The organism is Arthrobacter sp. MDT2-34-1, from assembly GCF_059091365.1.
Window position 1 is genome coordinate 70,249 of the sequence record NZ_JBNHGO010000003.1, and the last position, 24,948, is coordinate 95,196.

Genomic DNA, 24,948 nt, shown 5'->3' on the forward strand with positions numbered 1-24,948 from the left:
GCGGCTGCTGTGGTGCTGCCCCCTACCCGGGGCCGCCCGCTGCCGCACTGAGGAAGGAAGCGTATTCCATGACTGACATTTTCGAGACCCTCGAGTCCGAGGTTCGCGGCTACTGCCGCAGCTGGCCCGCCGTGTTCACCCGCGCCGAGGGCAGCACCATGACCGCCGAGGACGGGACCACCTACCTGGATTTCTTCTCCGGCGCCGGGGCGCTCAACTACGGCCACAACAACCCGAAGCTGCTGCAGCCGCTGCTGGAGTACCTGGCCAGCGGCGCCGTCGTGCACTCGCTGGACATGAAGACCCCGGCCAAGCGCACGTTCCTGGAGACCTTCCAAGAGGTCATCCTCGAGCCGCGGAACCTCGACTACAAGGTCATGTTCCCCGGCCCCACCGGCACCAACACCGTTGAGGCCGCCCTGAAGCTGGCCCGCAAGGTGACGGGACGCCAGCACATCCTCTCCTTCACCAACGCGTTCCACGGCATGACGCTCGGTTCGCTGTCGGTGACCGGAAACTCGATGAAGCGCCGGGGCGCGGGCATCCCGCTGACCAACAGCTCCAAAATCCCCTACGACGACTACTTCTCCGGCGAAACCGCCGACTTCCTGTGGCTGGAGCGCGTGCTGGAAGACAGCGGCTCGGGCGTGGACAAGCCGGCGGGCATCATCGTGGAGACCGTCCAGGGCGAAGGCGGCCTCAACGCCGCCCGCGCCGGCTGGCTGCGCGGCCTGGCCGACCTGTGCAAGAAGCACGAGATCCTGCTGATCGTCGACGATGTGCAGGCCGGCTGCGGCCGCACCGGAACGTTCTTCAGCTTCGAGGAAGCCGGGATCACCCCGGACATCGTCTGCCTGTCCAAGTCCATCTCCGGCTACGGCCTGCCGATGGCGCTGACCCTGTTCCGCCCGGAGCTGGACGTCTGGGGAGCCGGCGAGCACAACGGCACCTTCCGCGGGCACAATCCGGCGTTCGTGACGGCCACGGCGGCGCTGGAGACCTACTGGCGGACCGGCGAGTTCCAGAAACAGATCCAGGCCCGGGCGGTGCAGCTGCACGAGGGGCTGGAGCGGATCGCCGGGCTGGTGGAGGGCGCCAGCGTGCGCGGCCGCGGCCTGCTCGCCGGGGTGAAGTTCCCGGAGAACGAGACCGCCGGCAAGATCGCCGCCGAGGCCTACGACAACGGGCTGCTGGTGGAAACATCCGGCCCCGAGGGTGAAGTGGTGAAGCTGATGCCGGCCCTGACCATCAGCGCCGCCGAACTGGACCGCGGCCTGGACATCCTGATCGACGCGACCCGCGCCGTTACCGCGGTGCCGGAACTGGTCGGAGCCCTCTAGCGCGGGGCGCCCCCCAACGAAACTTCCCGACTTTCTATCCAAGGAGTACCGATGCTTGTTACCAACCTGAACGACCTGAACGACACCGATCGCGACGTTAAGTCCGAGACGTGGCGGAGCCGGCGCATGGTGCTGGCGGGAGAGGGCGTGGGCTTTTCCTTCCACGACACGGTGATCTACGCGGGCACCACCTCCACGTTCCACTACGCCAACCACATCGAGGCCGTCTACTGCGTCCAGGGCGAGGGCACGCTGACCAACGAGGTCACGGGCGAAGTACACGACCTGCGCGACGGAACCATGTACCTGCTGGACGGGCACGAGAAGCACACGGTCCGCGCCACCACCGAACTGCGCATGGCCTGCGTGTTTAACCCGCCCGTCACCGGCCGGGAAGTCCACGACGAGAACGGCGTGTACCCGCTTATCGAGGCCGAGCCGGCAAGCTGACTCCGACAGCCGAGGCCCGGCCGGCAACCTCGCCAACCGGGTCTCGGAGCGTTTGCGGCCAACTCCCCGCGCCCGGAGTTCATCCGCGCCCGGGAATTCGCCCCGGCCGGCGGTAGCACCGGAATGCCGTCACGGAATCGACGGCAGACAACGACGACGGCGGTGGCCCGCCTTCGGCAGGAATCCTGCGGAAGGGGGGCCATCGTCACGTCCGGTCGCTGCCGGAATCGAGTGTGCTCTCGCGCAGGATCAGCCTGGCGGAAAGCTTCGCCGGGATACCGGACTCCCCGAGCATTTTCCGGGACAGATGGCTGACCGCGGCCGCCGCGATGAGCTCCGGTTCCAGATCGATGGCGCTGATCGCGGGGCTGCTGTTGCGCGACTGTTCTGAATCCGAACCGGCGATCAGCTGGACCTGCCCGGGCACGGCGATGCCCCGGGCCGTCAGTTCCTCCAGGGCGCCGCGCGCGTGCCGCCCGGTCAGGCAGTAGACAGCGTCCGGCATTTCCCCGCCGGCGTCCAGCAGTTCCTGCATGGCTGCCCTGCCGCCGTCGACGCCGTCGGACTCCGGCCGGATGGCGATGCGTGGCTTCATCCCGTGACGCGCTGCCCAGCTGCGGTAGGCCGCCGTGGAGTCGAGGTTCCAGGCGTTGCGGTCCATGCCGGTGATGAGGCAGATGGAGCGTGCCCCGGATCGGTGGAACCTGGATAGCACTGCCTCCGTCTCTTCCGAGTCGTGGGAACCGACCCAATCGAGAAAGTCGGGCCGTGCAGGATCGCGTCCAATGGTGACGAAAGGAGCGGCCAGCCCCATTAACAGGTCGATGACCGGATCCTCCTCGAGCGGATCGTCAATGATGTAGCCATCCAGCGACAAGGCGAGCGGGGAGCGCGGCAACCGCGTCAGGTCCCGGACGAGCATGACGCTCAGCCCGCGCTCCAGGCACTCCACGGCAACGGCCCCGGAGAGCCTGGTGAAGTAGTCCACGCCGTGCGGGCGATACGTTCCGAGCGAATCCAGCGGCCGGAGCATGAGTCCAATGACCCCGATCGGGCTGTTGCGCAGTCCCCGCGCCATAGGATCGGGCTGGTACCCCAGCCTTTCGGCCGTCTGCCGCACGCGCTCGCGGGTTTCGGCCGACAGCGTGCCCTTGTTGTTCAGGCTGTGTGAGACGGCGGTGATGGACACGCCGGCTTCCCGGGCCACATCGTGGATGGTGACTCGCTGGCGCATGTCCGCCCTCCGTGATTGAAGTCATAACGGTTGCATAACAGAACAGCTAAAACGTTATATAAAAGGTTTTATCCCCGTAGCTTACTGGAATACGCAGAGCAAGCGTCCCATCGGAACCACACACTGTGAAGCAAAGGGGATTGCAGGATGAAGAAAGTCACGCTGGCCACGTCGGTGGCCCTCGCGATGCTGCTGACCGCGTGCAGCAACGGCGGCGGCAAAGCGGCCGCGCCGGATGCGGAGGCAGGCAGCGGCCTGGGGGAACTGCAGACCACCACCGAACCGGCGGCGGGCGAACTGGATACCGTCACCTGGAACCTGCCGTTCGGCGAACCGGCGTCACTGGATCCGATCAAGGCCTTCAACTACCCGGAAAACACCGTCGTGGCCAACCTGTGCGAAGGCCTGATGGTGATGGAACCGGACTACACGATCGCACCCAACCTTGCCGAATCATTCGAGAACGTCGGCGGCAAGACGTACATCTACAAGCTGCGGGATGACGTGACCTTCTGGGACGGCACGCCGATGACCGCCCAGGACGTGGTCTTCAGCCTGAACCGGCACCTGGACCCTGACGAGGGCAGCTACTGGGCCAGCGACGCGGTCAGCGGCAACGTCGAATCGATCAAGGCCACGGGCGAGTACGAAGTGACCGTAAGCCTGAGCTCTCCGGACGTCACGTTCAACTCCTACATGGCCACTCCGCTGGGCGTCATCGTTCAGGAGGCACAGCGCAAAGAGGCAGGCGAAGCGTACGGCACCCCGCAGGAGGGCGTGATGTGTACGGGGCCCTTCTCGGTTGACCAGTGGGACAGCGGCCAGAGCATCTCCCTGGCCAAGAACGATGCTTACTGGAACAGCGACCGCATGCCCAACGTACAGAACCTCGACATCCAGTTCATCGTGGACCCCGCGGCCATCACCAACGCGCTCGCGTCCGGAGCAGTGGACGGGTCCTACGACGTCCCGCTCAGCGCGGTACCGCAACTTCAGTCGGCGACCAACGGCGAGCTGATTCTCGGCAAGTCCCTGCAGCTCTCGGCCATCATCGCCACAGGCGACGGCCCGCTGGGCGATCCTGCTGTGCGGAAGGCACTGTGGACCGCCGCGAACACTTCGGCGTTGGCGGAGACGGTGTACGAGGGCACGGCCATGCCGTCCCGGTCCCTGATTCCCGACGGCGGCTGGTCTTACGGCGACGACGTCTTCAGCGCAGCGCGCGAAAAACTGCCGCCGGTTGAAGCGAACGTCGAGGAGGCCAAGAAAATCCTCGCGGAGGCAGAAGCTGACCTGAGCGAGCCGATCACCATCGTGTACCCGAGCGAACGGTCCTTCTACGCGGACATCATTTCCGAATTGGCGCGTGCCGGCCAGGAAATCGGGCTGACGGTCAAGCCCCAGGGCGTGCCGAGCGCACAATTCGGCGCCTTCTTCTCGGATCCCGAGGCCCGTGCCGGGCACGGCGCCTTCGTCACCACCAATTACATGGACGTTCCGGATCCCCTGGTGTTCCTGCGCACCATTGTGAAGGAAGGCGGGTCGCAGAACTTCTCCGACTACAGCAACCCGGAGATTGAGAAACTCATCGCCGAGGCGGAGGTTCTGACCGACGACACGGAGCGTGCCGCGAAGGTCGCCGAAATCGAGGCGTTGGCCATGGCCGACCTGCCCTGGCTGCCCATCGTCGATCCGGCAGGACGGCTCTTCCTGAATGAGCGGGTGACGGGCGTACCGGCGTCCTTCGTCTATCTCTACTACCCCTGGGGTGCGGACCTGGGCGCCGCGGAGTAACGAAAAAGCCGTCATGATCTATATCGTCAAAAGGCTCTTGGCACTGGGAACGATCCTGTTGGCCTCCAGCTTTGCGGTCTTTGGCGGACTGTACCTTGCACCAGGAAGCCCCGAGCAGTTCCTGGTGCAAGGCCGGACCGTGACGCCGGAGGTACTGGCATCCATCAGGGCGCAGTACTCCCTGGACGACCCGTTTCTGGTCCGCTACTTCAACTGGCTGTGGGGTGTTGTCCAGGGGGACTTCGGCCAGTCGCTGGCCAACCGCCAGGAAGTCGCCGATCTCATCGCGGGCCGCTTGCCCACCACACTGTCCCTCACCCTCTACGCCGCGCTGATCATCGTGATTGGCGGCATCGGACTCGGTTGCCTGGCCGGACTTCGGCCGGGCTGGCTGGAGAACGTGGTGCTTTTCGGATCGAATCTCGGCTTTGCCGTACCGACATTCTTCGCGGCCCTGCTGCTGATGAGTGTCTTCGGGGTCATGCTCGGCTGGTTTCCGGTCTTCGGCTCCGGCGAGGGCCTGGCCGGCAGGCTCCATCACCTGACCCTGCCGGCGTTGGCGTTGGCGCTGCCCTCGCTGGCGGTGGTCGCGCGCATTACCCGCACCGCGGTTAAGGAAGAGCGCGAGTCCGAGCACGCCCAGACGGCGCGGTCCCGGGGAGTGCTGGAACGGATCGTCATACGGCGCCACGTCCTGCGCAATTCGATGCTTCCCGTATCAACGGTTTCCGGCGTCCACGTCGCCGCCTTGCTGGCCGGCGCCTTCGTGGTCGAGTACGCGTTCACACTCGACGGCATCGGCGCACTGCTGGTGGCGGCCGTGCAGCAGAAGGACTTCGCGGTGGTGCAGGCAGTGTCGTTGATCATGGTCGTGGCCTTCGGCCTCATCAACCTGGCCGTCGACTTGCTCTATGTCGTGATCGATCCGAGGGTGCGTTTGGGGGCGGCGTCATGAGCACGCTGGAAGAAACCGGACGCTCCGGGGCACTGAAGCGGAGCCCGTCCCGGAAGACCCGGTCGAAGCCGGATGTCCTGACGGCCATCTGCCTGGGCTGGGTGGTGCTCATTGGACTGTTCGCCCTGATCGGGCCGGCCCTCACACCGTTCGATCCGACGGCCGGCAACGTCGTGGAGCGCTATCTTCCGCCCGGGGTCGAGCATTGGCTCGGAACGGACCAGGCCGGACGGGATCTGTTCTCCCGGCTCGCCACAGGCGCCCGCTCCAGCATTCTCGCCGCCCTCGCCGTCGCCGTGCTCACCGCCGTGATGGGCGGCACCCTCGCCCTGGTCGCCGTCTGGTTCGGCGGCTGGGTGGACAACCTCATCAGCAGGGTCCTGGATTTCCTGTTCGCGTTTCCAAACCTGCTGCTGGCCGTGCTGGCGGTGGCGGTGTTCGGCGCGAGAGTGGAGACCGCCGTGATTGCCCTGGCGATCGGCTTCACCCCGTATACCGCCCGGGTGATCCGCAGCGTGGCCCTGCGCGAGCGGAATCTGCCGTATGTGAAATCGGCGGAGCTGCAGGGAATTTCCGGGTTTTCCATCACCGTGCGGCACCTGCTGCCGAACGTGAAACAGCAGGTCATGACGGGAATGAGCATCAACTTCGGCTACGGCATGATCGACCTCGCCGCCCTGTCCTACCTCGGCTTTGGTGTGCAACCGCCCGACGCAGACTGGGGCCTCATGGTTTCCTCCGGCCAGTCCTCACTTCTGGCCGGCTACCCGCAAGAGAGCCTCTACGCAGGCCTGCTCATTGTGCTGACCGTTGCCGCGCTGGGATTCCTGGGCGAAAAGCTCGGCGGGCGCCGGGCAGCAGGGAGGATCTGATGCTCGAACTGTCGAACGTCACCGTCAAGATCGGGCCGGAGCACCGCCAGACGACGCTGCTGTCCGATATCAACATCGTGGTGGAGAAGGGCGAGTCCGTCGGCCTGGTGGGGGAGTCCGGCTCCGGAAAATCCATGACCATGCGGACGATCCTCCAGACCCTGCCGCCGCGGACGGACATTGCCGGCAGGGTCCTCTACAAGGGGGAGGACACGCTGGCGTACTCCGGCGAGCGGCTCCGCGCCTTCCGGGCCGGTGCCGTCTCGATGATCTCCCAGAATCCGCAGGCCGCCCTGAATCCGGTGCTGCCGGTCAGCAAATTCCTGGTGGAAGGCATCCAAGCCGCCAGGCCTGCAGCGACCGCCCAGGAAGCCCTGCGGCTTTCCGGGGAAGTGCTCGAGCAGGTGGGCATCCACAACGTCGCCCGCTGCCTGCGTTCCTACCCGCACCAGCTCTCCGGCGGCATGCTCCAGCGGGTCGTCATTGCCGGCGCGGTTGCCCGGGGCACCGAGCTGCTGCTGGCGGACGAACCGACCACGGCGCTCGATGTCACGACGCAGTCCGACGTCATGGCCATCCTGGACGAGGCTCGGACCGAGGCAGGCATGGCGATGATCTTCGTGACCCACGACCTGGACCTGGCCGCGGCGGCGTGCGACCGTATCGCCGTCATGTCGGGCGGCCGGATCGTCGAATCCGGCCCCGCAGACCGGGTGCTGAACCGGCCGGAACACGAATACACCCGGAAGCTGGTCGCGGCCAAGCCCAGCCTGGATCACCGCATCGACGCCGGGCCAGGCGCCGACCCCCAAACCCAGGCCGGACCTCGTGCCGGGACAAGCGTCCCCGGTCCACCAAGCCGCGAGGCATCCCGAGAGGTGAAGCAATGACCGGCGTGCAGACGCAGCCCACGGCCCCCGCCGTCGTCATAAGCAAACTCAACAAGAAGTTCACCGTTGGTTCCGGCCGTAACCGCACGCACGTCCACGCCGTCAAAGACGCGTCCCTGGCCATCGAGCGCGGACACTGCCTGGCGGTGGTGGGGGAATCGGGTTCGGGAAAGAGCACGTTGGCCAGGATGCTCGTTGGGCTGGAAACCCCGGACAGCGGGTCCGTCTTCCTCAACGGCAAACCGGTCAACCCTCGGACCAGCCGCCGAATCCGGCGGGAACGGTCAAAGGACGTCCAAATGGTCTTCCAAGACCCGCAGGGGTCGTTGAACCGCCGGCTACCGGTCTCCGAGGCGGTTGCCGAGGTGTTGAAGGCCCACACCTCCCTGGACCCGGCAGCACGACGCAGACGCTGCCTCGAGTTGTTCCGGGAAGTCGGACTGACCGAAACCCACATGTCCGCGCTCCCGGACGAACTCTCCGGCGGGCAGAAGCAGCGCGTGGCCATAGCGCGGGCGCTGGCGGCATCGCCTGGGGTCATCGTGCTCGACGAGGCCGTCTCCGCGCTGGACGTCACCGTCCAGGCGCAAATCCTGCGGATGCTCGAACAGCTGCGGCGGGAAAAACAGCTGACCTATCTCTTCATCACGCATGATCTGGCGGTGGCGCGCCAGATAGCCCACTCCATCGTGGTGATGCGCCGCGGGGTCATCGTCGAAGCCGGCACTGCCGACCAGATCCTCGACAGCCCGGCACACCCGTACACCCGACGGTTGATCGACAGCGCGCCGCGGCCCGGCTGGAAGCCGCGGCGCCGCGACAGCGAGACATTGAATGAGGAGCACGACATTGACTGACCCCGCAGGCACGATCCCGCAGGTGCTGACGCTTCGAGGCGGGGACCCCCGCCAGCTGGGCGTGCAGCGCGGCACCGAAGGACGCAGCGGTATCGCCGACTGCTGGGACGTTTACCGCCAACTGTTCGAGGCCCACGGCATCAGCGAAACCATCGTGGAGCGGGAAGCCACCCGCAGCCTGGCCGCCACTGAAGCCTGGGCGACGCACCTGGCGGCCGAGATCCGCGGCACCGCGGAGGGAGCGGGCCTGCCCGTCTGGAAGGTCAGCGCCCTTAATGCCCGGACCGAAATCCTGTCCCTCTCGGAACGGGCCCGGCCGGGGGAGTGTTCTACCGTCGTCAGCGCCGGAGCCCGGCCTTTCTCCTTGCAGACCTGGGACTGGCATGAAGAACTCGCCGCCGCCTGGCACCTGCAGTCGGTTGAAACCAGTCAGGGCCGGTTCGTGGGACTGACGGAGTACGGAATCCTCGCCAAGATCGGGCTAAACGACGCCGGCGTCGGCGTGCACCTGAACGTGCTGGGTCACAGGCAGGACAGTCCGGGGGCGGTGCCCGTCCACATCGCAGCCGCGCAGGTACTGCACGCGGCAGCTACGCTGGACGAGGCCGTGGACATACTCCTCGACGCACCGGTCAAGACTTCCAGCGCCATCACCGTGGTCACCAGAGCCGGCGCAGCAATCGTGGAGCTCAGCCCCGAGGGGGCCGAGGTGATCAAGCCGACCGGCGGTCACCTGCTGCACACCAACCATTTCCTGGCCCCAAGGCTGGCGAAGGGGGAGAAGACCGAGCTGTACCAGCCGGACTCCCAGCAGCGGATCGACTTGCTGGACAGGCGGGTCAGCGCTGCGTTCCAGCCCCGTCAGCCGCAGGATCTCGTGCCCTACCTGTGCTCGGTTCCCGGTGACGGGGCCGAACTGTGCTGCGTGCCGATCCCGGGTGCCGGCCTGGGCTCCCGCTGGGCGACCCTGGCAACCGTGGGCATTGACCCGGCGGCCGGCACCCTGCTCGCGTCACCGGGCGCGCCCACCGACGTGACGGCGAACAGCTGGTTCCGCCTGAGTCCCGAGCCTGCCGGCAGCAACAGCCAAGACACCCCCAAGGGAGCATGATGCGGATTCTGTGTATTGGAGCAGGCGGAGTGGGCGGCGCCGCCGCAGGCATTGCCGCCCGGCGGGAATTCTTTGAGGCCTTCGTCCTGGCGGACTACGACCCGTCACGGGCCCGAGCCGTAGTCGAGGCACTGCCGCAGGGCCGGCGCGGACGGTTCAGCGCGATTGCCCTGGACGCGTCAAGCAGGGAGGCCGTTGCCGGTGCCATCAGGGACCACGGCATCACCCACGTGCTCAACGCCGTTGACCCCCGTTTCGTCATGCCGGTCTTCGAGGGTGCCGCGGACGCCGGAGCCACCTATCTGGACATGGCAATGTCACTGTCCACGCCGCACCCGGAACGACCCTATGAGCTCACCGGCGTCAAGCTGGGAGACCAGCAGTTCGAGCGGGCCGCTGAGTGGGAGGAAGCCGGGCGGCTGGCTCTGGTCGGGATAGGCGTGGAACCGGGACTCTCCGACGTCCTGGCCCGGTACGCCCAGGACTACCTGTTCTCCGTCATCGACGAGATCGGCGTCCGCGACGGCGCCAACCTGAAGGTCGAGGGATACGATTTCGCGCCGTCCTTCTCCATTTGGACCACCATCGAGGAATGCCTCAACCCGCCGGTTATCTATTCCGCCGAGACCGGTTGGAGCACCACAGAGCCCTTCAGCGACCCCGAAGTCTTCGACTTTCCCGAAGGCATCGGCCCCGTGGAGTGCGTCAACGTGGAACACGAGGAAGTCTTGCTGATGCCCCGGTGGCTGGATGCCGGCAAGGTCAATTTCAAGTACGGGCTGGGCGATGAATTCATCGAGGTGCTCAAGGTCCTGCACAAGCTGGGCCTCGATTCCACCACGCCGGTCAACGTCAAGGGAACATCCGTGAGCCCGCGGGACGTCGTGGCCGCCTGCCTGCCGGATCCGGCCACGCTCGGGCCCAGGATCACCGGCAAGACATGCGCAGGCGTCCTGGTGACAGGCGAGGACAAGGACGGCGCCCCGCGGCGGACCTACCTCTACCATGTCGCCGACAACGCCGACACCATGGCCGAATACGGCAGCCAGTGCGTGGTGTGGCAGACGGCGCTGAACCCGATCATCGCCCTGGAACTCCTGGCCTCGGGCCTCTGGAGCGGAGCCGGCGTCCTGGGCCCGGAGGCGTTCGACGCCAAACCCTTCCTGGACCTGATGTCGGCGCCCGCACCCGAGGGCTACGGTTCCCCGTGGGGGATGCGGGAGGAAGCGGTATAGGAGTTCTACATGCCGGCCGCAGGTGAACCCGTTAGAGACGGGAATTACCCGCCCGGTTTGGGACAAGTCCATGGGCAACGCCCGCGATCCGCGGCGGCGTGCATGCATCGGCGAGAGGGATGGCAGAATGCAGTAACGGCAGCAGTCAAAGGGGACGGGGCATACCGGATGGCAACAAACTCACGGACCGAGCCAAAGCGGAGCGTGCTCAAGGAAAAGTCGGCCATGTGGACAGCAATCCTGATCTGGGTCTCCGCTGCGGCGGCGCTCGTGTTGCTGTTCGCCCAGGCGCAGGAAGAATCCCTCCTGCGATGGATAGTGTGGCCTTTGCTGGCGGCTTCGTTCGCCTACATTTTCCTGTGGATTCCACGCCTTGCCTATGATGACGACTCCGTTCTCATCACCAATAGCTTTCGGTCCCACGCCATTCCCTTTGCCGTCGTTGATGACGTCAGCGTACGCAGTGCCGTGAGGATCAGGACCGGGGCCAAGACCTACACAAGCTGGGGTGCACCCTTTCCTCAAAATGCGCGGGCCGCCGGCAACCAGCACAGTGCGTCAGTGGGACCGGCCACGGTAACCCCATGGGACCGCACTACCTCTTTGGGCCAACGGCAGGGGCTGGAGCAGCATCCGCTCGTCCGCGTGTGGACAAGATCCAGGTCCAGCCTCCTGCTTTCCGAACCGCCACTGGGACCCGCAGTCGTCACCAGTTGGAACAAATCGGCCGTTGCGATGGCTGTCCTGTGCGTCCTCTTGATCTGCGGACAGCAGGCCGCGCTCTTGGCGCTCTACAGCTGAGAGCAGTACTTACCACCCTGTCCCCCCGTCACGATTCGCCTCTCACCGTCATTCAGCTCGATCACAGTGGCAGAATGCATTAACTGCTGCCGATCGAAGGGGACCGCGTGGCCATCAAGGACAAACTGGCAGGCGCACGGCGCAAGCTGAAACGGATCGCCGCGCGCGCGGGGCAGTTTCGCGTGCGCGAGAGTGACTCCGGGCCGACGGCCAGTGCGCAGACCGCGCGGGTGGCCGTGGTGATCCCGGTCTTCAACGCGTTGCCCTACCTGAGGGAACTGCTGGAATCGCTGGTTGCACAGGACCTGGACCAGGCGCTCTTCGAGGTGATCGCAGTGGACGACGGCTCCACCGACGGCGGAGGCAAACTGCTGGACGAGTACGCCGCGCGGCATCCGAACTGGCGGGTCATCCACCAACAGAACAGCGGCTGGCCGGGAAAGCCCCGCAACGTAGGGATCGCCGCCAGCAGCTCCGATTACGTCTTCTTCTGCGATGCGGACGACAAGCTGGGGCCAGAAGCGCTGCGCCGGATGGTCGACTTTGCCGACAAGCACCAGGTCGATGTGCTGGCCCCGCGGATGGTCGGAATCGGCGGCCGGCGCGTGCAGTCTTCGCTGTTCACCGAGACCGTGCCGGACGTGCCCGTGCGCAAGATCCTGGGCACGCTCTCACCGCAAAAGCTGATCCGGCGTGAGCTGCTGGACACACACGGCATCCGCTTCCCGGAGGGCAAAGTCCGGCTGGAAGACGGCATGATGCTCACCCGCTGCTATCTGGCCTCCCGGAGGAACGCGATCGCGGCCGACTACGACTATTACTTCATCCGCACCCGCGACGACGGAACCAACATCAGCTCCGAGCGCGCCATCCCTGAGGGGTACACCGGATCCGTCGCCGAAATCGCGCGGATCATCAGGGAGAACCATCCGGACCCAGAACAGGCCGAACTTCTGGTGCTGGACCTGTACCGGCGCAAACTCTTGCGTTTCTACGTGCCCGACCGCTACCGGTCCATGTCCCCGGGCACGCGGCAGCGGTGGGTGGCGGCCCATGCCGCCTTCGTGGACCAACACATTCCGGAACGGCTGGAGGAGCAGCTGTCATTTCCCTACCGGCAGCGCTCGCAGCTGGTCCGGGCACGGGATGCGGAAGGCCTGCTCAAGCTGTCCGCCACCGAGGAAGCGCTGAAACCGACGCCGCGGGCCCTGCGGCCTCGGCTCGACGGGGAGTCCGTGTCGTTCGGGTTGGTGTTCGAACCGGCGGCGGAGTACGAATCGGTCAGGCTGGTGGCACGCGCCCGCGGGACAGACACCGAGCTCGGCTGTGACGTCAGGGACGACGACGGCGGCTACCGTGCCGTCCTGCCCCGGAGTGAACTGGCAGGCCTGGGCCCGGTGCTGGTGGACCTGTTCGTGCAGCTCCGGTTGGACGGCATAACAGGTCCGGCCCGCAGGATCCTGGCACCGGAGCAGGGCTTGCCGCTCATTGCCGCAGGCCTGCGCGCCTACGCCACGGTGCATGGAAACCTCAGCTTGGACCAGCGCAAACAGCCCGCGGCGTAGGGCGCGGGACTAGCGGAGATGCCGGAGCGGCCCGGACCTCAGGCCGCGATCTCCCGGGCCGTTGCCTCCAGGACTGCCCGGAACGCCAGGATGGCCGGTCGGTTGGCAGAGCCGCGGCGGACCGAGGTGAAGACCGTGCGCCGCGGCAGGCCCGGCAGGTCCAGCAGCAGGCAGGTGGTGTCCCGGCCGGTCCAGACCAGGTCCGGCATGAACGCCACCGCATTGCCGGATTCAATCAGCCGGATCTGCGCCTGCAGGTCGGCCGTCTCATACCGCACATCCGGCTCGAATCCGGCCTGGCGGCACGCCTGTTCCGCCCAATGCCGGGAAGCTGCGCCATGCGGCTCCATCACCCACGGCAGCCTCCGGGCGTCGTCGACCGAGGTGACGGCGGTTCCGGCCACGGCGGCGGGCGGTACCGCGAGCCGGATGGCGTCGCTGGTCAGTTTCTGGCGGTCCAGCTCCGGATGGTGCGGCGCCGCGTGGCCGGGGTACTGCTCGGCGATGACCAGGTCGAAGTCGCGCGCCCAGGTCTCGTAGAGCGCCGTCTCCGGTTCACGCTGGACCATCTCGATCCGCACGTCCGGGTGCCGCTGCCGCATGGCGGTGAGGGCCTCCGGCAGCAGGGCCAGCGCCGCCGATTGGAACGCCGCCAGCCGGACGGTTCCGGTCACCGCGGTCAGCGACGCCGCCAAGTCCGTTTCGGCCTGCTCGAGGGTGGACAGCAGCGACTCGGTGTGCACCACGAGGATCTCGGCCTGCGGCGTGAGCTGCACCCGGCGTCCGGCCTTTCGCAGCAGCGCCACCCCGGCCTCCTTTTCCAGCAAGGTCAGCTGCTGGGAGACGGATGACGGGCTCAGGCTCAGCGCGGCGGCCGCCTCCGCCAAGGTGCCGCGGACTTTGACCTCGCGCAGCAAGCGCAGTCTCCGGACATCCAGCACGGCAACTCCATTCATCAGGAAAACCGATGATTATCGGTTGGAAAAGATCGCTTTTGCTTCACGAAGTCTAGTTCCATACTGGTCTGAGGGAACATTGCAATTTCGTTGAAGGGACAGATGCTGCCGTGAACGATGCCCTGAAGGAGGCTCCGGTGCAGACCACTAACCTGCCCGATGAGCAGATGGCCGACCTCGCCGCCGACTCCATCAAACTGGTCCGCCACTGGCTGACCGAGGCCGAGAAAGTCCCCGCCGACGCCTCCGCCCGCCAGCTGGCCGGCGTCCTGAATGATCCGAACGGGCTGGGTTTCACCGTGGGATTCGTCGACGGCGTGATCCGCCCCGAGGACCTGCGCGTTGCCGCCCGCAACCTGGCCGCACTGGCACCGAAGGTTCCGGCCTTCCTGCCCTGGTACATGCGGGCCGCGGTGCGCGTGGGAGGCACCATGGCCCCGGTCCTCCCGCACGTGGTCATTCCGGCGGCCCGGCGGGTGCTGCGCGAAATGGTGGGCCACCTGATCGTGGACGCGACCGATGCCAAGCTGGGCCCGGCCATCGCCAGGATCCGCCGGGAAGACGTCCGGCTGAACATCAACCTGTTGGGCGAGGCCGTCCTGGGCAGCCGCGAGGCGGAACGCCGGCTCGAAGGCACCAAACGCCTGCTGGCCCGCGACGACGTCGACTACGTGTCCATCAAGGTCTCCTCCACCGTGGCCCCGCACTCGCACTGGGCCTTCGACGAGGCCGTGGAGCACGTCGTCGATAGCCTGGCCCCGCTGTACCGGCAGGCGGCCAACTCCCCGAAGCCCAAGTTCATCAACCTGGACATGGAGGAGTACAAGGACCTGGAGATGACCATGGCGGTCTTCACCAAGATCCTGGACAAGCCGGAGTTCGAGCAGCTGGAGGCCGGCATCGTGCTGCAGGCCTATCTGCCGGACGCACTGAAGGCCATGATCCGGTTGCAGGAGTGGGCCGCGGCCCGCCGTGCCCGCGGCGGCGCCGCGATCAAGGTGCGTGTGGTCAAGGGAGCCAACCTGCCCATGGAGCAGGTGGAGGCGTCGCTGCACGGCTGGCCGCTGGCCACCTGGGGAACCAAGCAGGACTCGGACACCAACTACAAGCGCGTGATCAACTACGCCTTGCACCCGGACCGGATCGGCAACGTGCGGATCGGCGTCGCCGGTCACAACCTGTTCGACGTCGCCTTCGCCTGGCTGCTGGCCAAGCAGCGCGGCATCGCACACCTGGCGGGGGCCATCGACTTCGAGATGCTGCTGGGCATGGCCCAGGGCCAGGCCGAGGCGGTGAAGAAGGACGTCGGGTCGCTGCTGCTCTACACCCCGGTGGTCCACCCCGGCGAGTTCGACGTGGCCATCGCCTACCTGATCCGCCGGCTCGAAGAAGGCGCCAGCAGCGAGAACTTCATGTCCGCAGTCTTCGAGCTGAGCAAGAACGAGCACCTCTTCGAGCGCGAGAAGCAGCGCTTCCTCGCCTCGCTCGAGAACCTCGACGACGACGTCCCGGAACCGAACCGGCAGCAAGACCGCACCAAGCCCGAGCCGGCCCGGCCCGTCGATTCCTTCGACAACATCCCGGACACCGATCCGTCCCTGCCCGCCAACCTGGCCTGGGGCCGGGAGATCCTGTCCCGCGTACCCGGTTCAAGGCTTGGCATCGACACCGTTGCCGGCGCCGAGGTCAAGGATGAGGCGCAGCTGGAGCAGGTGATCGCCACGGCCGTCGAGCAGTCCAAGAGCTGGGGCGCGATGAGCGGCGCCGAACGTGCCGAGGTGCTGCACAAGGCCGGCGACAAACTGAATGCCAGCCGCGCCCGGCTGTTGGAGGTCATGGCCGCCGAGGCCGGCAAGACCCTTGACCAGGGCGACCCGGAAGTTTCCGAGGCCGCCGACTTCGCGCACTTCTACGCCGAGCTGGCGCGCATGCTGGACACTGTGGACGGCGCCGAATTCGTTCCGTCCAGGCTGACCGTGGTCACCCCGCCGTGGAACTTCCCGACGGCGATCCCCGCCGGAGGCGCCCTCGCGGCGCTGGCCGCGGGCTCCGCCGTCGTGATCAAGCCTGCCAAGCAGGCGGCCCGCACCGGGGCCGTGATGGTGGAAGCGCTGTGGGAGGCGTTCGATGAAGCCGGGGTGCCGCGCGATGTGCTGCAGCTGGTGCAGCTGGGCGAGCGCGAACTGGGCCGGCAGCTGATCTCGCACCCGGAGGTGGACCGCGTGATCCTCACCGGCGCCTACGAGACCGCCGAGCTGTTCCGCTCTTTCCGCCCGGACCTGCCGCTGCTGGCCGAGACCTCGGGCAAGAACGCCATCATCGTCACCCCCAGCGCCGACTTCGACCTGGCCGCCAGGGACGTCGCCTACTCCGCGTTCGGCCATGCCGGGCAGAAGTGCTCCGCGGCCTCGCTGGTGATCCTGGTGGGATCCGCCGCCACGTCGCCGCGCTTCCGCAACCAATTGGTGGACGCGGTCACCTCGATGAAGGTGGGCTATCCGCAGGATCCGGCCACCCAGATGGGCCCGGTCATCGCCCCGGCCGACGGCAAGCTGCTGGACGGGCTGACCACGCTGGGCGCCGGCGAGAGCTGGCTCATCCGGCCCGAACAGCTGGACGAGACCGGCAAGCTCTGGAGCCCGGGCGTGCGCACCGGGGTGAAGCGCGGCTCGCGCTACCACCTGACCGAGTTCTTCGGCCCGATCCTCGGGGTAATGACCGCTGAAACGCTCGAAGAGGCTGTCGCCATCACCAACGACATCGAGTACGGCCTGACCTCGGGCCTGCATTCACTGGATCGGGACGAGCTGGACTACTGGCTGCAGAACATCCAGGCCGGCAACCTCTACGTGAACCGGGGCATCACGGGCGCCATCGTGCGGCGCCAGCCCTTCGGCGGCTGGAAGAAGTCCTCGGTGGGAGCCGGAACCAAGGCCGGCGGACCGAACTACCTGATCGGGCTCGGCGACTGGGAGACCGCCCCGTCGACGGCCACCGCCGAGATCACGGGCGCGGCCGCGAAGCTGTTGGAGGCGGCCCGGCGCGCGGGCCCGGCGCTGCCCGCGGACGAGCTCGCTGGGCTGGAACGCTCGCTGCACTCGGACGCGGCCGCCTGGGCCGCGGAGTTCGGCGCGGCCAAGGACGTGTCCGGCCTGACCGCCGAGCGCAACGTGTTCCGCTACCTGCCCGTGCCGGTCACGGTCCGGCTGTCCGACGGCGAGCCGCTGGCCAAGTTGGTCCGCGTGCTGGCCGCCGGCGTACGGGCCGGATCCCAGGTCACGGTGTCCACCGCCGTCGAGCTCCCCGCGGCACTGCGGGCCGTGGCCACGGAGTTGGACCTTGCCGTGGTGGTGGAGGACGACGCCGACTGGCTGGCCAGGGTGCCACGGCTCGGAGCCGGGCGGATCCGGCTGATTGGTGGCGACGCCAAGGCGCTTGCCGTCGCCACCGGCGGACGCCCGGATGTGGCGGTCTACGCCCACGACGTGACCGAAGCCGGCCGGGTGGAAATGCTGCCGTTCCTGCACGAGCAGGCCGTCAGCATCACCGCACACCGCTTCGGCACACCCAACCACCTGGCCGACGGCCTGGTCTAGCCGGCGGCAGCCGATGTGGGCGGCGGTGTATTTGCACCGCCGCCCGCGTGTGTCAGGCTCGGGCTATGGCTGACGACCTCTCTTTCCGGCTGAACGAGGACCTCAGGCGCTACGAGGTGCTGGCCGCCGGATCCTTGGCCGGGTACACCGAGATTCAGGCGCACGGCGGGACCGTGGCGTTCACCCATACGCGCGTGTTCGATGACTTTGCCGGCCAGGGCCTGGCCGGCAGGTTGGTCGGCCATGCGCTGGAGGACGTGGTCGCCGGCGGGAGGAAGATCGTGCCGTACTGCGAGTACGTCGCGGGCTGGCTGCACCGGCACCCGGAGTACGAGCCGCACGTCGAGTGGCCCGAAAGCCCAGAATAGGATCCGGCGCGCCAGCCCGGATTTCCGCTGCCGGGCTGGGGTCAGGGGTGCCGGCGCATCCAGCTCACGGCATGCAAGGCCAAGGTGCCGACGACGGTGAGCAGCCCGGCGACCAGGATCATGGGCGCGACGGAGCTAAAGACGAAAATCCAGGGCGGCCCGTAGATGCCGGTGGTCCCGAGCAGGGCGTCCATCTCAATGAAGTGGGGTGCGATCGAACCCCAGACCCCGAACCCGACCAGCCCCACGCCCAGCAGCCACATCGCGGCTAGGAACGGATTGACCGTCCCGCGGATCGGTGCCGCACCTGCCGGCCCCGCCGTCACGACGGCGTCGGGCGGAATGACTTCGGCGATGCCCGTCGACTGGGCTGTGGGGTTGTCGCCGCGCGGGTCCGTCGCTGGCGCCGCCAGCGTCGCGGTCCGTGGGGTGCCGGCCGATTCGCCGCCGCGCTGGTAGATCGAGTCGTACCGCTGGTCGAACTGTGATGCGGACATGGTCCCCCTTCTCGCCGGCCTTTGCTTGAATCTACCGGATGCCCGGCGGCGCTGTTAGGCTGTGCGCCATGGGAATTCTGATTTTCGAGTAACCAGGTCTTGGACCGGTCAAGCCGACAACCAAACAAGGCTTGCTGAGGCTGTACCTCGCGAGTGGTTCCCTGATCCCACCCCCGCTCACGCCCGGATGATGCTCCGGGTGTTGTGGCGTCCCGTCTTGACGACCGGTGCGGCGACCAGTTCCCGGCAGGCTCCTGAAAATACCAAAGGAGAGCCATGACTGACATCGATCCGCGGGCAACACAACCCGCCGAATCCCGTGAACCAACCATCCACCTCGCTCCGGCCGCCGCGGCCAAACTGACCGAGGACCAACAGGCGAGGCTGGCTTCCCGCCGTGCGGTCAACGTCGGCGACCTGGCCGGCTGGCACAGCATCGGCAACAGCCACAAGCCGAAGCACGCCAGCGGCCGGCAGGGTCCGCCCGAGAAAAAGGTCCGCTGGTAACACCTGCCCGCGAGGGCGCCGGCCGGTGCCCCGGTGGAAGTTTCCGCCGGGGCACTGCCCTGTCCAACCGGGCCACCGTGTATGCGGCAGGCCGGTCCTGAAGGCAACGCCCGCTGGGCGGCGCCCTGGGCCTGATATCGCCCTGTGCCTTATATAGGGTGGCAGGAGAGGGCGCCCTGAGCGGGCGGAGCGACGGGAGGAAAACGGCATGAGGCCCGACGTGCGGCGGATGTTGCTGATCCAGGCCGGCAACGTCCTGCAGTTCGCCACCGCCGTGGGCGTCATCGTCGTGGCCATCGACACCATGACGGCCTTCTCGCTGGGCTCGCGGCACGACCCGGAGGGCGGCGGCACGTTGGCGGGCTTCGCCCTGGCCGGAGCCATCGCCGTCGTTGTCCTCGCGGTTTTTGCCTACCGCTGGACGGCGCGCGGCGAGCGGTATGCCCCGTTGTTCGCAGTGCTCGGCTGGGCGGTGCTCTGGCTGCCGCTCAGCCTGACGCTGGGCATGGGCGGCGAGGACGGCGTGGGCCTGGCGTACCTGGCCACGCTGGTGTGCGGTGCGGGCATTGTCCTGTCGCTCGTGGCGCTGGGCAGCAAAAAACCGCGCTGACCGTCGAGGCAGGGCCGGCACGCGGGCCGTGGAGGCCCTCGTGCAGCGGCTGCCTCAGCCTGTGGGCCTAGAGGCCGCGGGTTTCGTCCCGCCGGATGGTTTCGCCCGTGTTCGGGTCCTCGATGCGGCGGCTTTCCGTCACGCGGTGCTCGCGGCGCGGCATGGCCATGATGATGGAGATGATCAGGCCGAGCACGCCTACACCCATCAGGATCCAGCCGATCAGCGTCAGGTCGATGAAATCCACGACGTCGGCAACGGCGAAGGCCAGGATTGCGCCGATGGCAATCAAGGCAATTGATGATCCGATTCTCATAGCCAGCAACTCCTTTAGGTTGGGCGGCCGGCGCAGCAGTCGCTGCGTCCGGCCGTCGTACAGGAAGTACGCGGTGCTTTGTCAGCATACTTGGTGTTTTGGGGAACGTCCCGCAACCCGTGACTTACGCTTAAGGCCGGAACACCATCACGGTGCTGATTGCTCCAGGAGGGTTTGTGGCCAGAGGACGAAAGATTAACCCAGCCATGCGCGTCGCCGCCGATGCGGCTTTCGACAAGCACGGCAACCCAAAGCCCGGCGTGACGACCGGCATCATGAAGGCGCTGGACGTCCAGCGGCCGCTGGTGCTGGCCAACTTGGACCGGCTGCGGCGCAAGAACCCGGACGCGACGCCGGCCGAGCTGGCCGCGAAGTTGGAAAAGAAATACCTGGCGGCGGTGACCACCGGCGGTGCGGCGGTGGGGGCATCCGCCGTCGTGCCGGGCGTGGGCACGGTGGCGGCACTCGGCCTCTCCGCGGCGGCTACCGTGGGCTTCCTGGAAGCCACCGCCCTGTTCGCCCAGTCCATCGCCGAACTGCATGGCATCGATACCGAGAACCCCGAACGCTCCCAGGCCATGGTGATGGCCATCCTGATGGGCGACGAGGGCAGCTCCCTGATCAAGGAGTTCGCCGGGCAGGCCGGCGGGCGCGGCGGAAACCCGTCGCGGGCCTGGGGAAACGCAGTCGGCAGCAGCATGCCCTCCGGCATGGTCAGCTCGCTGGTGGACAGCCTGAAGAAGCGCTTCCTGACCAAACTGCTGGCCAAGCAGGGGACGGCGATGCTCGGCCGCGCGGTCCCGTTCGGCATCGGCGCGGCCGTCGGTGGTGCCGGCAACCACGTGATGGGCCGGCGCGTCATCGACGCCACCAGGACAGCCTTCGGGGAACCGCCGCTGGTGCTGCCGATGTCCTTGGTGGAGGACCTGACCGACAACCGGTACCGGCTGGGCGAGCTGCCCGCGGTGCCCGGCCGGGTCGCCGCCCGGATGCTGGAGAGGCTGCCCGGCCGCAGGCGGACGGCGCCGCCGGCCCTCGAGGCGTCCGGGGACCAGGACGGCGATGCCCGCAGCCGCTCCACCGGTGGACCCGACGACGGGACCGGGCCGTGACGGTATCCGGCACCGGACCTGCCGGCCACGGCGATGTGGTCCGAGCTGAATCGGGGGGCCGGCCGGGGATCGACCTGAACAGCGATCTCGGAGAATCGGTCGACGGTCGGCTGATGGGCGATGACGCCGCGATGTTTCCGCTGATCACCAGCGCGAACATCGCCTGCGGCTACCACGCCGGCGACGACGGGACGATGCTGGCCGCCTGCCGCCGCGCCGTGGAGCACGGGGTGGCGGTGGGCGCGCACGTTTCCTACCGGGACCGGGCCGGGTTTGGCCGCCGAAGCCTGGAGGTCGCCGCGGCCGACCTGAACGCCGATGTCGCTGACCAACTGGCAGCCCTCGACCGGATCGCCAGGCGTGCGGGGGCGCGGGTGGCCTACGTGAAACCGCACGGCGCGCTCTATAACCGGATAGTCCACGACCGCAGCCAGGCCGCGGCGGTGGTCGAAGCCATCGGCGCCTTCGAGCCGCGGCTTCCCCTCCTCGGGCTGCCCGGATCCGCGGCGCTCGAACTGGCGGCCGCCGCCGGACTGCCGGTGTTCCGGGAGGCTTTCGTGGACCGCGGCTACCGGGCGGACGGAACGCTCATTCCGCGCGGCGAGCCCGGCGCCCTGCTGGAAGACCTGGAGGAGATCGCCGACCGGGCCGTAAACTTCGCCCGCGCCGCGGCAGCGGATTCGCTGTGCGTCCACGGCGATACCCCTGGCGCGGTGGCGATGGCACGGCTGGTCCGGGAACGGCTGGCCGCGGCCGGAATTCCGCTGCGTCCCTTCACGGGTGCGGCCGGCAACGCTGCCGGCCACCGCCCGCCCGCCGCCGGGGATCCCCGCGCCGCCGGCGCGGCAGCCGTTCCCTCTCCGTCCGGGCCCCGCACCACAGGACGGTAGGGTGCGGATCCTGCCCTTCGGCGCGGGCGCCCTGCTCGCCGAATTCGACACCCTCGACGACGTCCTGGCGCACTACAGCGCACTCTCGGTTGCGCCGCTGCCAGGCGTGACGGAGCTGGTTCCCGCGGCCCGCACCATCCTGGCGACCTTCGACGACCCGGCGGCCGCCGCCGTCGTCCGCCGCTGGCTGGAACAGACCCCGCCGCACGACGGCGGCGCACGCACCACCGGGGACGAGGTCACGGTCGAGGTGGGCTACTCGGGGGAGGACCTGCCGGCGGTGGCGCGGATCCTGGGCGTGAGCGAGGCGGACGTCGTGCGGCGCCACCAGCAGTGCGAATGGATTGCCGCTTTCACCGGCTTCGCGCCGGGCTTCGCCTACCTGGCGGCACCCGGGAACCCGCTGCAGGTACCGCGGCTGGCCGAACCGCGGACGCGGGTGCCGGCCGGGTCGGTGGGTTTGGCGGGCGAGTTCACCGGCATCTACCCCTCCGCGTCGCCCGGCGGCTGGCAGCTGATCGGCAGGACCGATGAGCGGCTGTGGGACTCCGCGCGGGAGCGGCCGGCGCTGATTGCGCCGGGAACGCGCGTGCGGTTCAGGGCGGTGTAGCCGGTGATCACCGTTGTCACGGCGGGGCCGCAACTCCTGGTGCAGGACCTCGGCCGGCCGGGTCATGCCGCGATCGGGCTGAGCCCGTCCGGCGCACTGGACGCCCGGGCACTGCGCATGGCCAACCGCCTGGTCGGTAACCCCGACACCGCGGCGGGGCTGGAGTTGCTGCTGGGCGGCGCTGTGCTGCGGTTCGACGCCGACACGGTGGTGGCGGTGGCCGGGGCCTCGGGCAAACTTTCGGTGACGGGCCCGGGAAGCGGGGCGGCGAAGTCCACGGGCCCCGGCCGGCCGCGGAAGGACCAACCGGATCTTTACCGGCCCATCCGCGTCCGTGCCGGCCAGCGGCTGGAGATCGCCCCCGCCGCGTCCGGGCTCAGGTATTACTTGGCGGTGGCCGGCGGCATCGTGGCCGAGACCCTGATGGGATCGGCGGCCACGGATCTGCTCTCCGGCATGGGACCGGCTCCGCTGCGGGACGGGGACGTGGTGCAGACCGGGGCTGTTCCACCGGCCGGACGGACCGGCTCGAACCCCGCCGCCGCGTTCGCCGGCGGGGGCCGAGGACCCGCCACCCAACGACGGCCCGCCGTCGATTCCCGGTGGACGCCGGTGCCGCTGCCGCCCGCCAGTGTTGTGACCGTGCGGCTCCGCCCCGGACCGCGGCTGGACTGGTTTACCGCCGACGCCCGCCAGCGCCTGGTGCTGGGCCATTGGGCGGTCAGCCCCGAGAGCAACCGGATCGGACTGCGCCTGCTGGGCCGGCCGCTGCAGCGTGCGGTCGACCGGGAACTGCCCAGCGAAGGCATGGTTACCGGCGCGGTGCAGGTGCCGCCGTCGGGCCTGCCCACCGTGTTCCTGGCCGACCATCCGGTGACCGGCGGCTATCCGGTGCCGGCCGTGGTGGAAGCGGCCGACCTCCCGGCGCTGGCCCAGGCCCGCCCCGGCCAACGAATCCGCTTCCTCTGGGCGGGCTAGGCCCGACGTCGTCCTTGCGCTCCGTTTCGGGCTGGTGCTCCGGTTCAAACCGGAGCACCAGTCACGAACTGGAGCGGATGCTCATAGGGCGGCGCCCAGCCGCGCGGCTAACCGAAGGCGGCGGTGGCCACCGTGAAGATCGCCAGCCCGGCCAAGGAGCCCACCACGGTGCCGTTGATTCGGATGAACTGCAGGTCCCGGCCCACTTGGAGTTCGATCTTCCGCGACGTCTCCTGCGCGTCCCAACGCTCCACCGTTTCGGTGATGACCGCGGCAATCTGGGACCGATAGGTGCGGACCAGATACCCGGCGGCCTCCTCGATCCAGCCGTCGATCTTGGCCGCCAGCTCCGCATCGGTGGCCAGCCGGTGGCCGAAGTCTCCGACCGCCCGCTTGAACGTCAGGCTCAACCCGCTCTGGGGGTCCTCCACCGCCTCCAGCAGGGCGGTTTTCAGCGTCTCCCATGTGCGGGCCGCCAGTGAACGCACTTCGGGGTCGCCCAGGGCGTTGTGTTTGATGGCCTCCACCCGGGCCATCATCTCGGGATCGTGCTGCAGGTCCTGCGCCAGGGAGTTCAGGTACCCGTCCAACTGCTGGCGCATCGGATGATCCGGGTCGGCCTGCACCGCGATGATGAACTTGTACAGCTCCAGATGCACCTTGTCGCCGACCAGCGAATCCAGGAACGGCGGGACCCAGGTCGGTGAGCGGTCGGACACCAGCCGCGCCACCGTGTCCTGGTTGTCCAGTACCCAGTCGGCGGCGCGGTCCAGCAGCAGATCCACCAGCTTCAGGTGGTGGCCGTCGCGCAGCACGTGCTCGGCCAGCCGGCCCAGCGGCGGTCCCCACTGCGGGTCGATCAGATGCCGGCGGGCCAGCGACTCAATCAGTTCCTGCACGTCCTCGTCATTGAGGACCGTCAAGGCTCCCCGGATGGCCGTGGCACCCTCGCGGGCAATCCGTTCGGTGTTTTCCGGCCGTTCCAGCCAGAGGCCGGCCTTGGCAGTGATCCCAAGGGACCCGATCTTGGCCTTGACCACGTCCTCGGCCAGGAAATTCTCTTCCACGAACTGGCCCAGGCTGGCGCCGATCTGATCCTTGCGGCGCGGGATGATCGCGGTGTGCGGAATCTTCAGCCCCATCGGGTGTTTGAAGAGTGCGGTCACGGCGAACCAGTCCGCAAGCGCACCCACCATTCCGCCCTCGGCCGCGGCCCGGACATAGCTCAGCCACGGGTAGCGGTCCTGCAGCGCGAACGACACCACGAAGACCACCGCCAGAACCAGCAGCAACCCCGTGGCCAGCAGTTTCATCCGCCGCAGTCCTGCGGCACGGACGCTGTCGGGCAGCACGGCAAGCCGGCTCGTTCCGCCACCGGGGAGGTTATTGGGGGCGTTGTGCGCC

The 24,948-nt window shown here is 68.0% G+C and carries 24 protein-coding genes; 19 read left to right on the top strand and 5 right to left on the bottom strand.

What is annotated here, in order from left to right:
- Positions 1 to 68 precede the first annotated feature (68 nt).
- A complete protein-coding gene (gene ectB / locus AC5RVV_RS13720) occupies positions 69 to 1,340 on the top strand; it encodes a diaminobutyrate--2-oxoglutarate transaminase (RefSeq protein ID WP_494001954.1) in 1,272 nt (423 codons plus the stop codon).
- A gap of 51 nt (positions 1,341 to 1,391) precedes the next feature.
- Complete coding sequence (locus tag AC5RVV_RS13725) at positions 1,392 to 1,790, top strand: ectoine synthase (protein ID WP_494001955.1); 399 nt, start codon at positions 1,392 to 1,394, stop codon at positions 1,788 to 1,790.
- 205 nt (positions 1,791 to 1,995) lie between these two features.
- On the opposite strand, the gene AC5RVV_RS13730 is transcribed toward AC5RVV_RS13725, so the two are convergent.
- Entirely contained in the window at positions 1,996 to 3,024 is a 1,029-nt protein-coding gene (locus AC5RVV_RS13730; protein WP_494001956.1) for a LacI family DNA-binding transcriptional regulator, read from the bottom strand.
- 147 nt (positions 3,025 to 3,171) lie between these two features.
- Between AC5RVV_RS13730 and AC5RVV_RS13735 the strand changes: the two genes are divergently transcribed.
- From AC5RVV_RS13735 to AC5RVV_RS13775, 9 genes are all read left to right on the top strand, one after another.
- Positions 3,172 to 4,818 carry an ABC transporter substrate-binding protein gene (locus AC5RVV_RS13735; protein WP_494001957.1) on the top strand — a complete coding sequence of 549 codons (1,647 nt, stop codon included), beginning with the start codon at positions 3,172 to 3,174 and terminating at the stop codon, positions 4,816 to 4,818.
- Between the two features lie 13 nt (positions 4,819 to 4,831).
- Complete coding sequence (locus AC5RVV_RS13740; protein WP_494001958.1) at positions 4,832 to 5,773, top strand: ABC transporter permease; 942 nt, start codon at positions 4,832 to 4,834, stop codon at positions 5,771 to 5,773.
- The gene (locus tag AC5RVV_RS13745) at positions 5,770 to 6,645 is read left to right on the top strand and encodes an ABC transporter permease (protein WP_494001959.1); all 876 of its coding nucleotides are present in this window, start codon (positions 5,770 to 5,772) and stop codon (positions 6,643 to 6,645) included. Before AC5RVV_RS13740 ends, AC5RVV_RS13745 begins: the two co-directional genes overlap by 4 nt.
- A complete protein-coding gene (locus AC5RVV_RS13750) occupies positions 6,645 to 7,535 on the top strand; it encodes an ABC transporter ATP-binding protein (protein WP_494001960.1) in 891 nt (296 codons plus the stop codon). Before AC5RVV_RS13745 ends, AC5RVV_RS13750 begins: the two co-directional genes overlap by 1 nt.
- Entirely contained in the window at positions 7,532 to 8,392 is an 861-nt protein-coding gene (locus AC5RVV_RS13755; protein ID WP_494001961.1) for an ABC transporter ATP-binding protein, read from the top strand. The genes AC5RVV_RS13750 and AC5RVV_RS13755 overlap by 4 nt, the downstream gene beginning before the upstream one ends.
- Positions 8,385 to 9,503, top strand: a complete 1,119-nt coding sequence (locus tag AC5RVV_RS13760) for a C45 family autoproteolytic acyltransferase/hydrolase (RefSeq protein ID WP_494001962.1) — start codon at positions 8,385 to 8,387, stop codon at positions 9,501 to 9,503. The genes AC5RVV_RS13755 and AC5RVV_RS13760 overlap by 8 nt, the downstream gene beginning before the upstream one ends.
- Complete coding sequence (locus AC5RVV_RS13765) at positions 9,503 to 10,738, top strand: saccharopine dehydrogenase family protein (protein WP_494002336.1); 1,236 nt, start codon at positions 9,503 to 9,505, stop codon at positions 10,736 to 10,738. The genes AC5RVV_RS13760 and AC5RVV_RS13765 overlap by 1 nt, the downstream gene beginning before the upstream one ends.
- Before the next feature lie 225 nt (positions 10,739 to 10,963).
- On the top strand, positions 10,964 to 11,539 hold the full coding sequence (locus AC5RVV_RS13770; protein ID WP_494001963.1) for a hypothetical protein: 576 nt from the start codon (positions 10,964 to 10,966) through the stop codon (positions 11,537 to 11,539).
- A gap of 107 nt (positions 11,540 to 11,646) precedes the next feature.
- Positions 11,647 to 13,104 carry a glycosyltransferase family 2 protein gene (locus AC5RVV_RS13775; protein ID WP_494001964.1) on the top strand — a complete coding sequence of 486 codons (1,458 nt, stop codon included), beginning with the start codon at positions 11,647 to 11,649 and terminating at the stop codon, positions 13,102 to 13,104.
- A gap of 38 nt (positions 13,105 to 13,142) precedes the next feature.
- Here the strand turns inward: AC5RVV_RS13775 and AC5RVV_RS13780 are convergent, their stop codons facing one another.
- A complete protein-coding gene (locus AC5RVV_RS13780; RefSeq protein ID WP_494002337.1) occupies positions 13,143 to 14,045 on the bottom strand; it encodes a LysR substrate-binding domain-containing protein in 903 nt (300 codons plus the stop codon).
- Between the two features lie 182 nt (positions 14,046 to 14,227).
- On the opposite strand from AC5RVV_RS13780, the gene AC5RVV_RS13785 reads away from it, so the two are divergent.
- Together AC5RVV_RS13785 and AC5RVV_RS13790 are read left to right on the top strand one after the other, a co-directional pair.
- Positions 14,228 to 17,656 (top strand): bifunctional proline dehydrogenase/L-glutamate gamma-semialdehyde dehydrogenase, encoded by a 3,429-nt coding sequence (locus tag AC5RVV_RS13785; protein WP_494002338.1) that lies wholly within the window; start codon positions 14,228 to 14,230, stop codon positions 17,654 to 17,656.
- A gap of 65 nt (positions 17,657 to 17,721) precedes the next feature.
- Positions 17,722 to 18,024 (top strand): GNAT family N-acetyltransferase, encoded by a 303-nt coding sequence (locus AC5RVV_RS13790; RefSeq protein ID WP_494001965.1) that lies wholly within the window; start codon positions 17,722 to 17,724, stop codon positions 18,022 to 18,024.
- Positions 18,025 to 18,065: 41 nt separating this feature from the next.
- Here AC5RVV_RS13790 and AC5RVV_RS13795 read toward each other — a convergent pair whose 3' ends face one another.
- The gene (locus AC5RVV_RS13795) at positions 18,066 to 18,521 is read right to left on the bottom strand and encodes a hypothetical protein (protein ID WP_494001966.1); all 456 of its coding nucleotides are present in this window, start codon (positions 18,519 to 18,521) and stop codon (positions 18,066 to 18,068) included.
- Between the two features lie 276 nt (positions 18,522 to 18,797).
- On the opposite strand from AC5RVV_RS13795, the gene AC5RVV_RS13800 reads away from it, so the two are divergent.
- On the top strand, positions 18,798 to 19,028 hold the full coding sequence (locus tag AC5RVV_RS13800; protein ID WP_494001967.1) for a hypothetical protein: 231 nt from the start codon (positions 18,798 to 18,800) through the stop codon (positions 19,026 to 19,028).
- 208 nt (positions 19,029 to 19,236) lie between these two features.
- On the top strand, positions 19,237 to 19,638 hold the full coding sequence (locus AC5RVV_RS13805) for a hypothetical protein (protein WP_494001968.1): 402 nt from the start codon (positions 19,237 to 19,239) through the stop codon (positions 19,636 to 19,638).
- Positions 19,639 to 19,705: 67 nt separating this feature from the next.
- Here the strand turns inward: AC5RVV_RS13805 and AC5RVV_RS13810 are convergent, their stop codons facing one another.
- Entirely contained in the window at positions 19,706 to 19,954 is a 249-nt protein-coding gene (locus tag AC5RVV_RS13810; protein ID WP_494001969.1) for a DUF6458 family protein, read from the bottom strand.
- 176 nt (positions 19,955 to 20,130) lie between these two features.
- Between AC5RVV_RS13810 and AC5RVV_RS13815 the strand changes: the two genes are divergently transcribed.
- From AC5RVV_RS13815 to AC5RVV_RS13830, 4 genes are all read left to right on the top strand, one after another.
- Positions 20,131 to 21,066, top strand: a complete 936-nt coding sequence (locus AC5RVV_RS13815) for a hypothetical protein (protein ID WP_494001970.1) — start codon at positions 20,131 to 20,133, stop codon at positions 21,064 to 21,066.
- Between the two features lie 68 nt (positions 21,067 to 21,134).
- Positions 21,135 to 21,956, top strand: a complete 822-nt coding sequence (locus tag AC5RVV_RS13820) for a LamB/YcsF family protein (RefSeq protein WP_494002339.1) — start codon at positions 21,135 to 21,137, stop codon at positions 21,954 to 21,956.
- A gap of 1 nt (position 21,957) precedes the next feature.
- Positions 21,958 to 22,566, top strand: a complete 609-nt coding sequence (locus AC5RVV_RS13825) for a 5-oxoprolinase subunit B family protein (RefSeq protein WP_494001971.1) — start codon at positions 21,958 to 21,960, stop codon at positions 22,564 to 22,566.
- Positions 22,567 to 22,569: 3 nt separating this feature from the next.
- Positions 22,570 to 23,544, top strand: coding sequence for a 5-oxoprolinase subunit C family protein (locus tag AC5RVV_RS13830; protein WP_494001972.1), 975 nt, complete (start codon positions 22,570 to 22,572; stop codon positions 23,542 to 23,544).
- A 107-nt stretch (positions 23,545 to 23,651) separates the two neighbouring features.
- Here the strand turns inward: AC5RVV_RS13830 and AC5RVV_RS13835 are convergent, their stop codons facing one another.
- Complete coding sequence (locus AC5RVV_RS13835; RefSeq protein WP_494002340.1) at positions 23,652 to 24,857, bottom strand: DUF445 domain-containing protein; 1,206 nt, start codon at positions 24,855 to 24,857, stop codon at positions 23,652 to 23,654.
- Between the last annotated feature and the right edge of the window lie 91 nt (positions 24,858 to 24,948).

Excerpts from the sequence above, each read along its gene's own strand:
- ectB (WP_494001954.1), top strand. The coding sequence starts at position 69 with ATGACTGACATTTTCGAGACCCTCGAGTCCGAGGTTCGCGGCTACTGC.
- AC5RVV_RS13725 (WP_494001955.1), top strand. The coding sequence starts at position 1,392 with ATGCTTGTTACCAACCTGAACGACCTGAACGACACCGATCGCGACGTT.
- AC5RVV_RS13730 (WP_494001956.1), bottom strand. The coding sequence starts at position 3,024 with ATGCGCCAGCGAGTCACCATCCACGATGTGGCCCGGGAAGCCGGCGTG.
- AC5RVV_RS13735 (WP_494001957.1), top strand. The coding sequence starts at position 3,172 with ATGAAGAAAGTCACGCTGGCCACGTCGGTGGCCCTCGCGATGCTGCTG.
- AC5RVV_RS13740 (WP_494001958.1), top strand. The coding sequence starts at position 4,832 with ATGATCTATATCGTCAAAAGGCTCTTGGCACTGGGAACGATCCTGTTG.
- AC5RVV_RS13745 (WP_494001959.1), top strand. The coding sequence starts at position 5,770 with ATGAGCACGCTGGAAGAAACCGGACGCTCCGGGGCACTGAAGCGGAGC.
- AC5RVV_RS13750 (WP_494001960.1), top strand. The coding sequence starts at position 6,645 with ATGCTCGAACTGTCGAACGTCACCGTCAAGATCGGGCCGGAGCACCGC.
- AC5RVV_RS13755 (WP_494001961.1), top strand. The coding sequence starts at position 7,532 with ATGACCGGCGTGCAGACGCAGCCCACGGCCCCCGCCGTCGTCATAAGC.
- AC5RVV_RS13765 (WP_494002336.1), top strand. The coding sequence starts at position 9,503 with ATGCGGATTCTGTGTATTGGAGCAGGCGGAGTGGGCGGCGCCGCCGCA.
- AC5RVV_RS13770 (WP_494001963.1), top strand. The coding sequence starts at position 10,964 with ATGTGGACAGCAATCCTGATCTGGGTCTCCGCTGCGGCGGCGCTCGTG.
- AC5RVV_RS13785 (WP_494002338.1), top strand. The coding sequence starts at position 14,228 with ATGGCCGACCTCGCCGCCGACTCCATCAAACTGGTCCGCCACTGGCTG.
- AC5RVV_RS13790 (WP_494001965.1), top strand. The coding sequence starts at position 17,722 with ATGGCTGACGACCTCTCTTTCCGGCTGAACGAGGACCTCAGGCGCTAC.
- AC5RVV_RS13795 (WP_494001966.1), bottom strand. The coding sequence starts at position 18,521 with ATGTCCGCATCACAGTTCGACCAGCGGTACGACTCGATCTACCAGCGC.
- AC5RVV_RS13800 (WP_494001967.1), top strand. The coding sequence starts at position 18,798 with ATGACTGACATCGATCCGCGGGCAACACAACCCGCCGAATCCCGTGAA.
- AC5RVV_RS13805 (WP_494001968.1), top strand. The coding sequence starts at position 19,237 with ATGAGGCCCGACGTGCGGCGGATGTTGCTGATCCAGGCCGGCAACGTC.
- AC5RVV_RS13810 (WP_494001969.1), bottom strand. The coding sequence starts at position 19,954 with ATGAGAATCGGATCATCAATTGCCTTGATTGCCATCGGCGCAATCCTG.
- AC5RVV_RS13835 (WP_494002340.1), bottom strand. The coding sequence starts at position 24,857 with ATGAAACTGCTGGCCACGGGGTTGCTGCTGGTTCTGGCGGTGGTCTTC.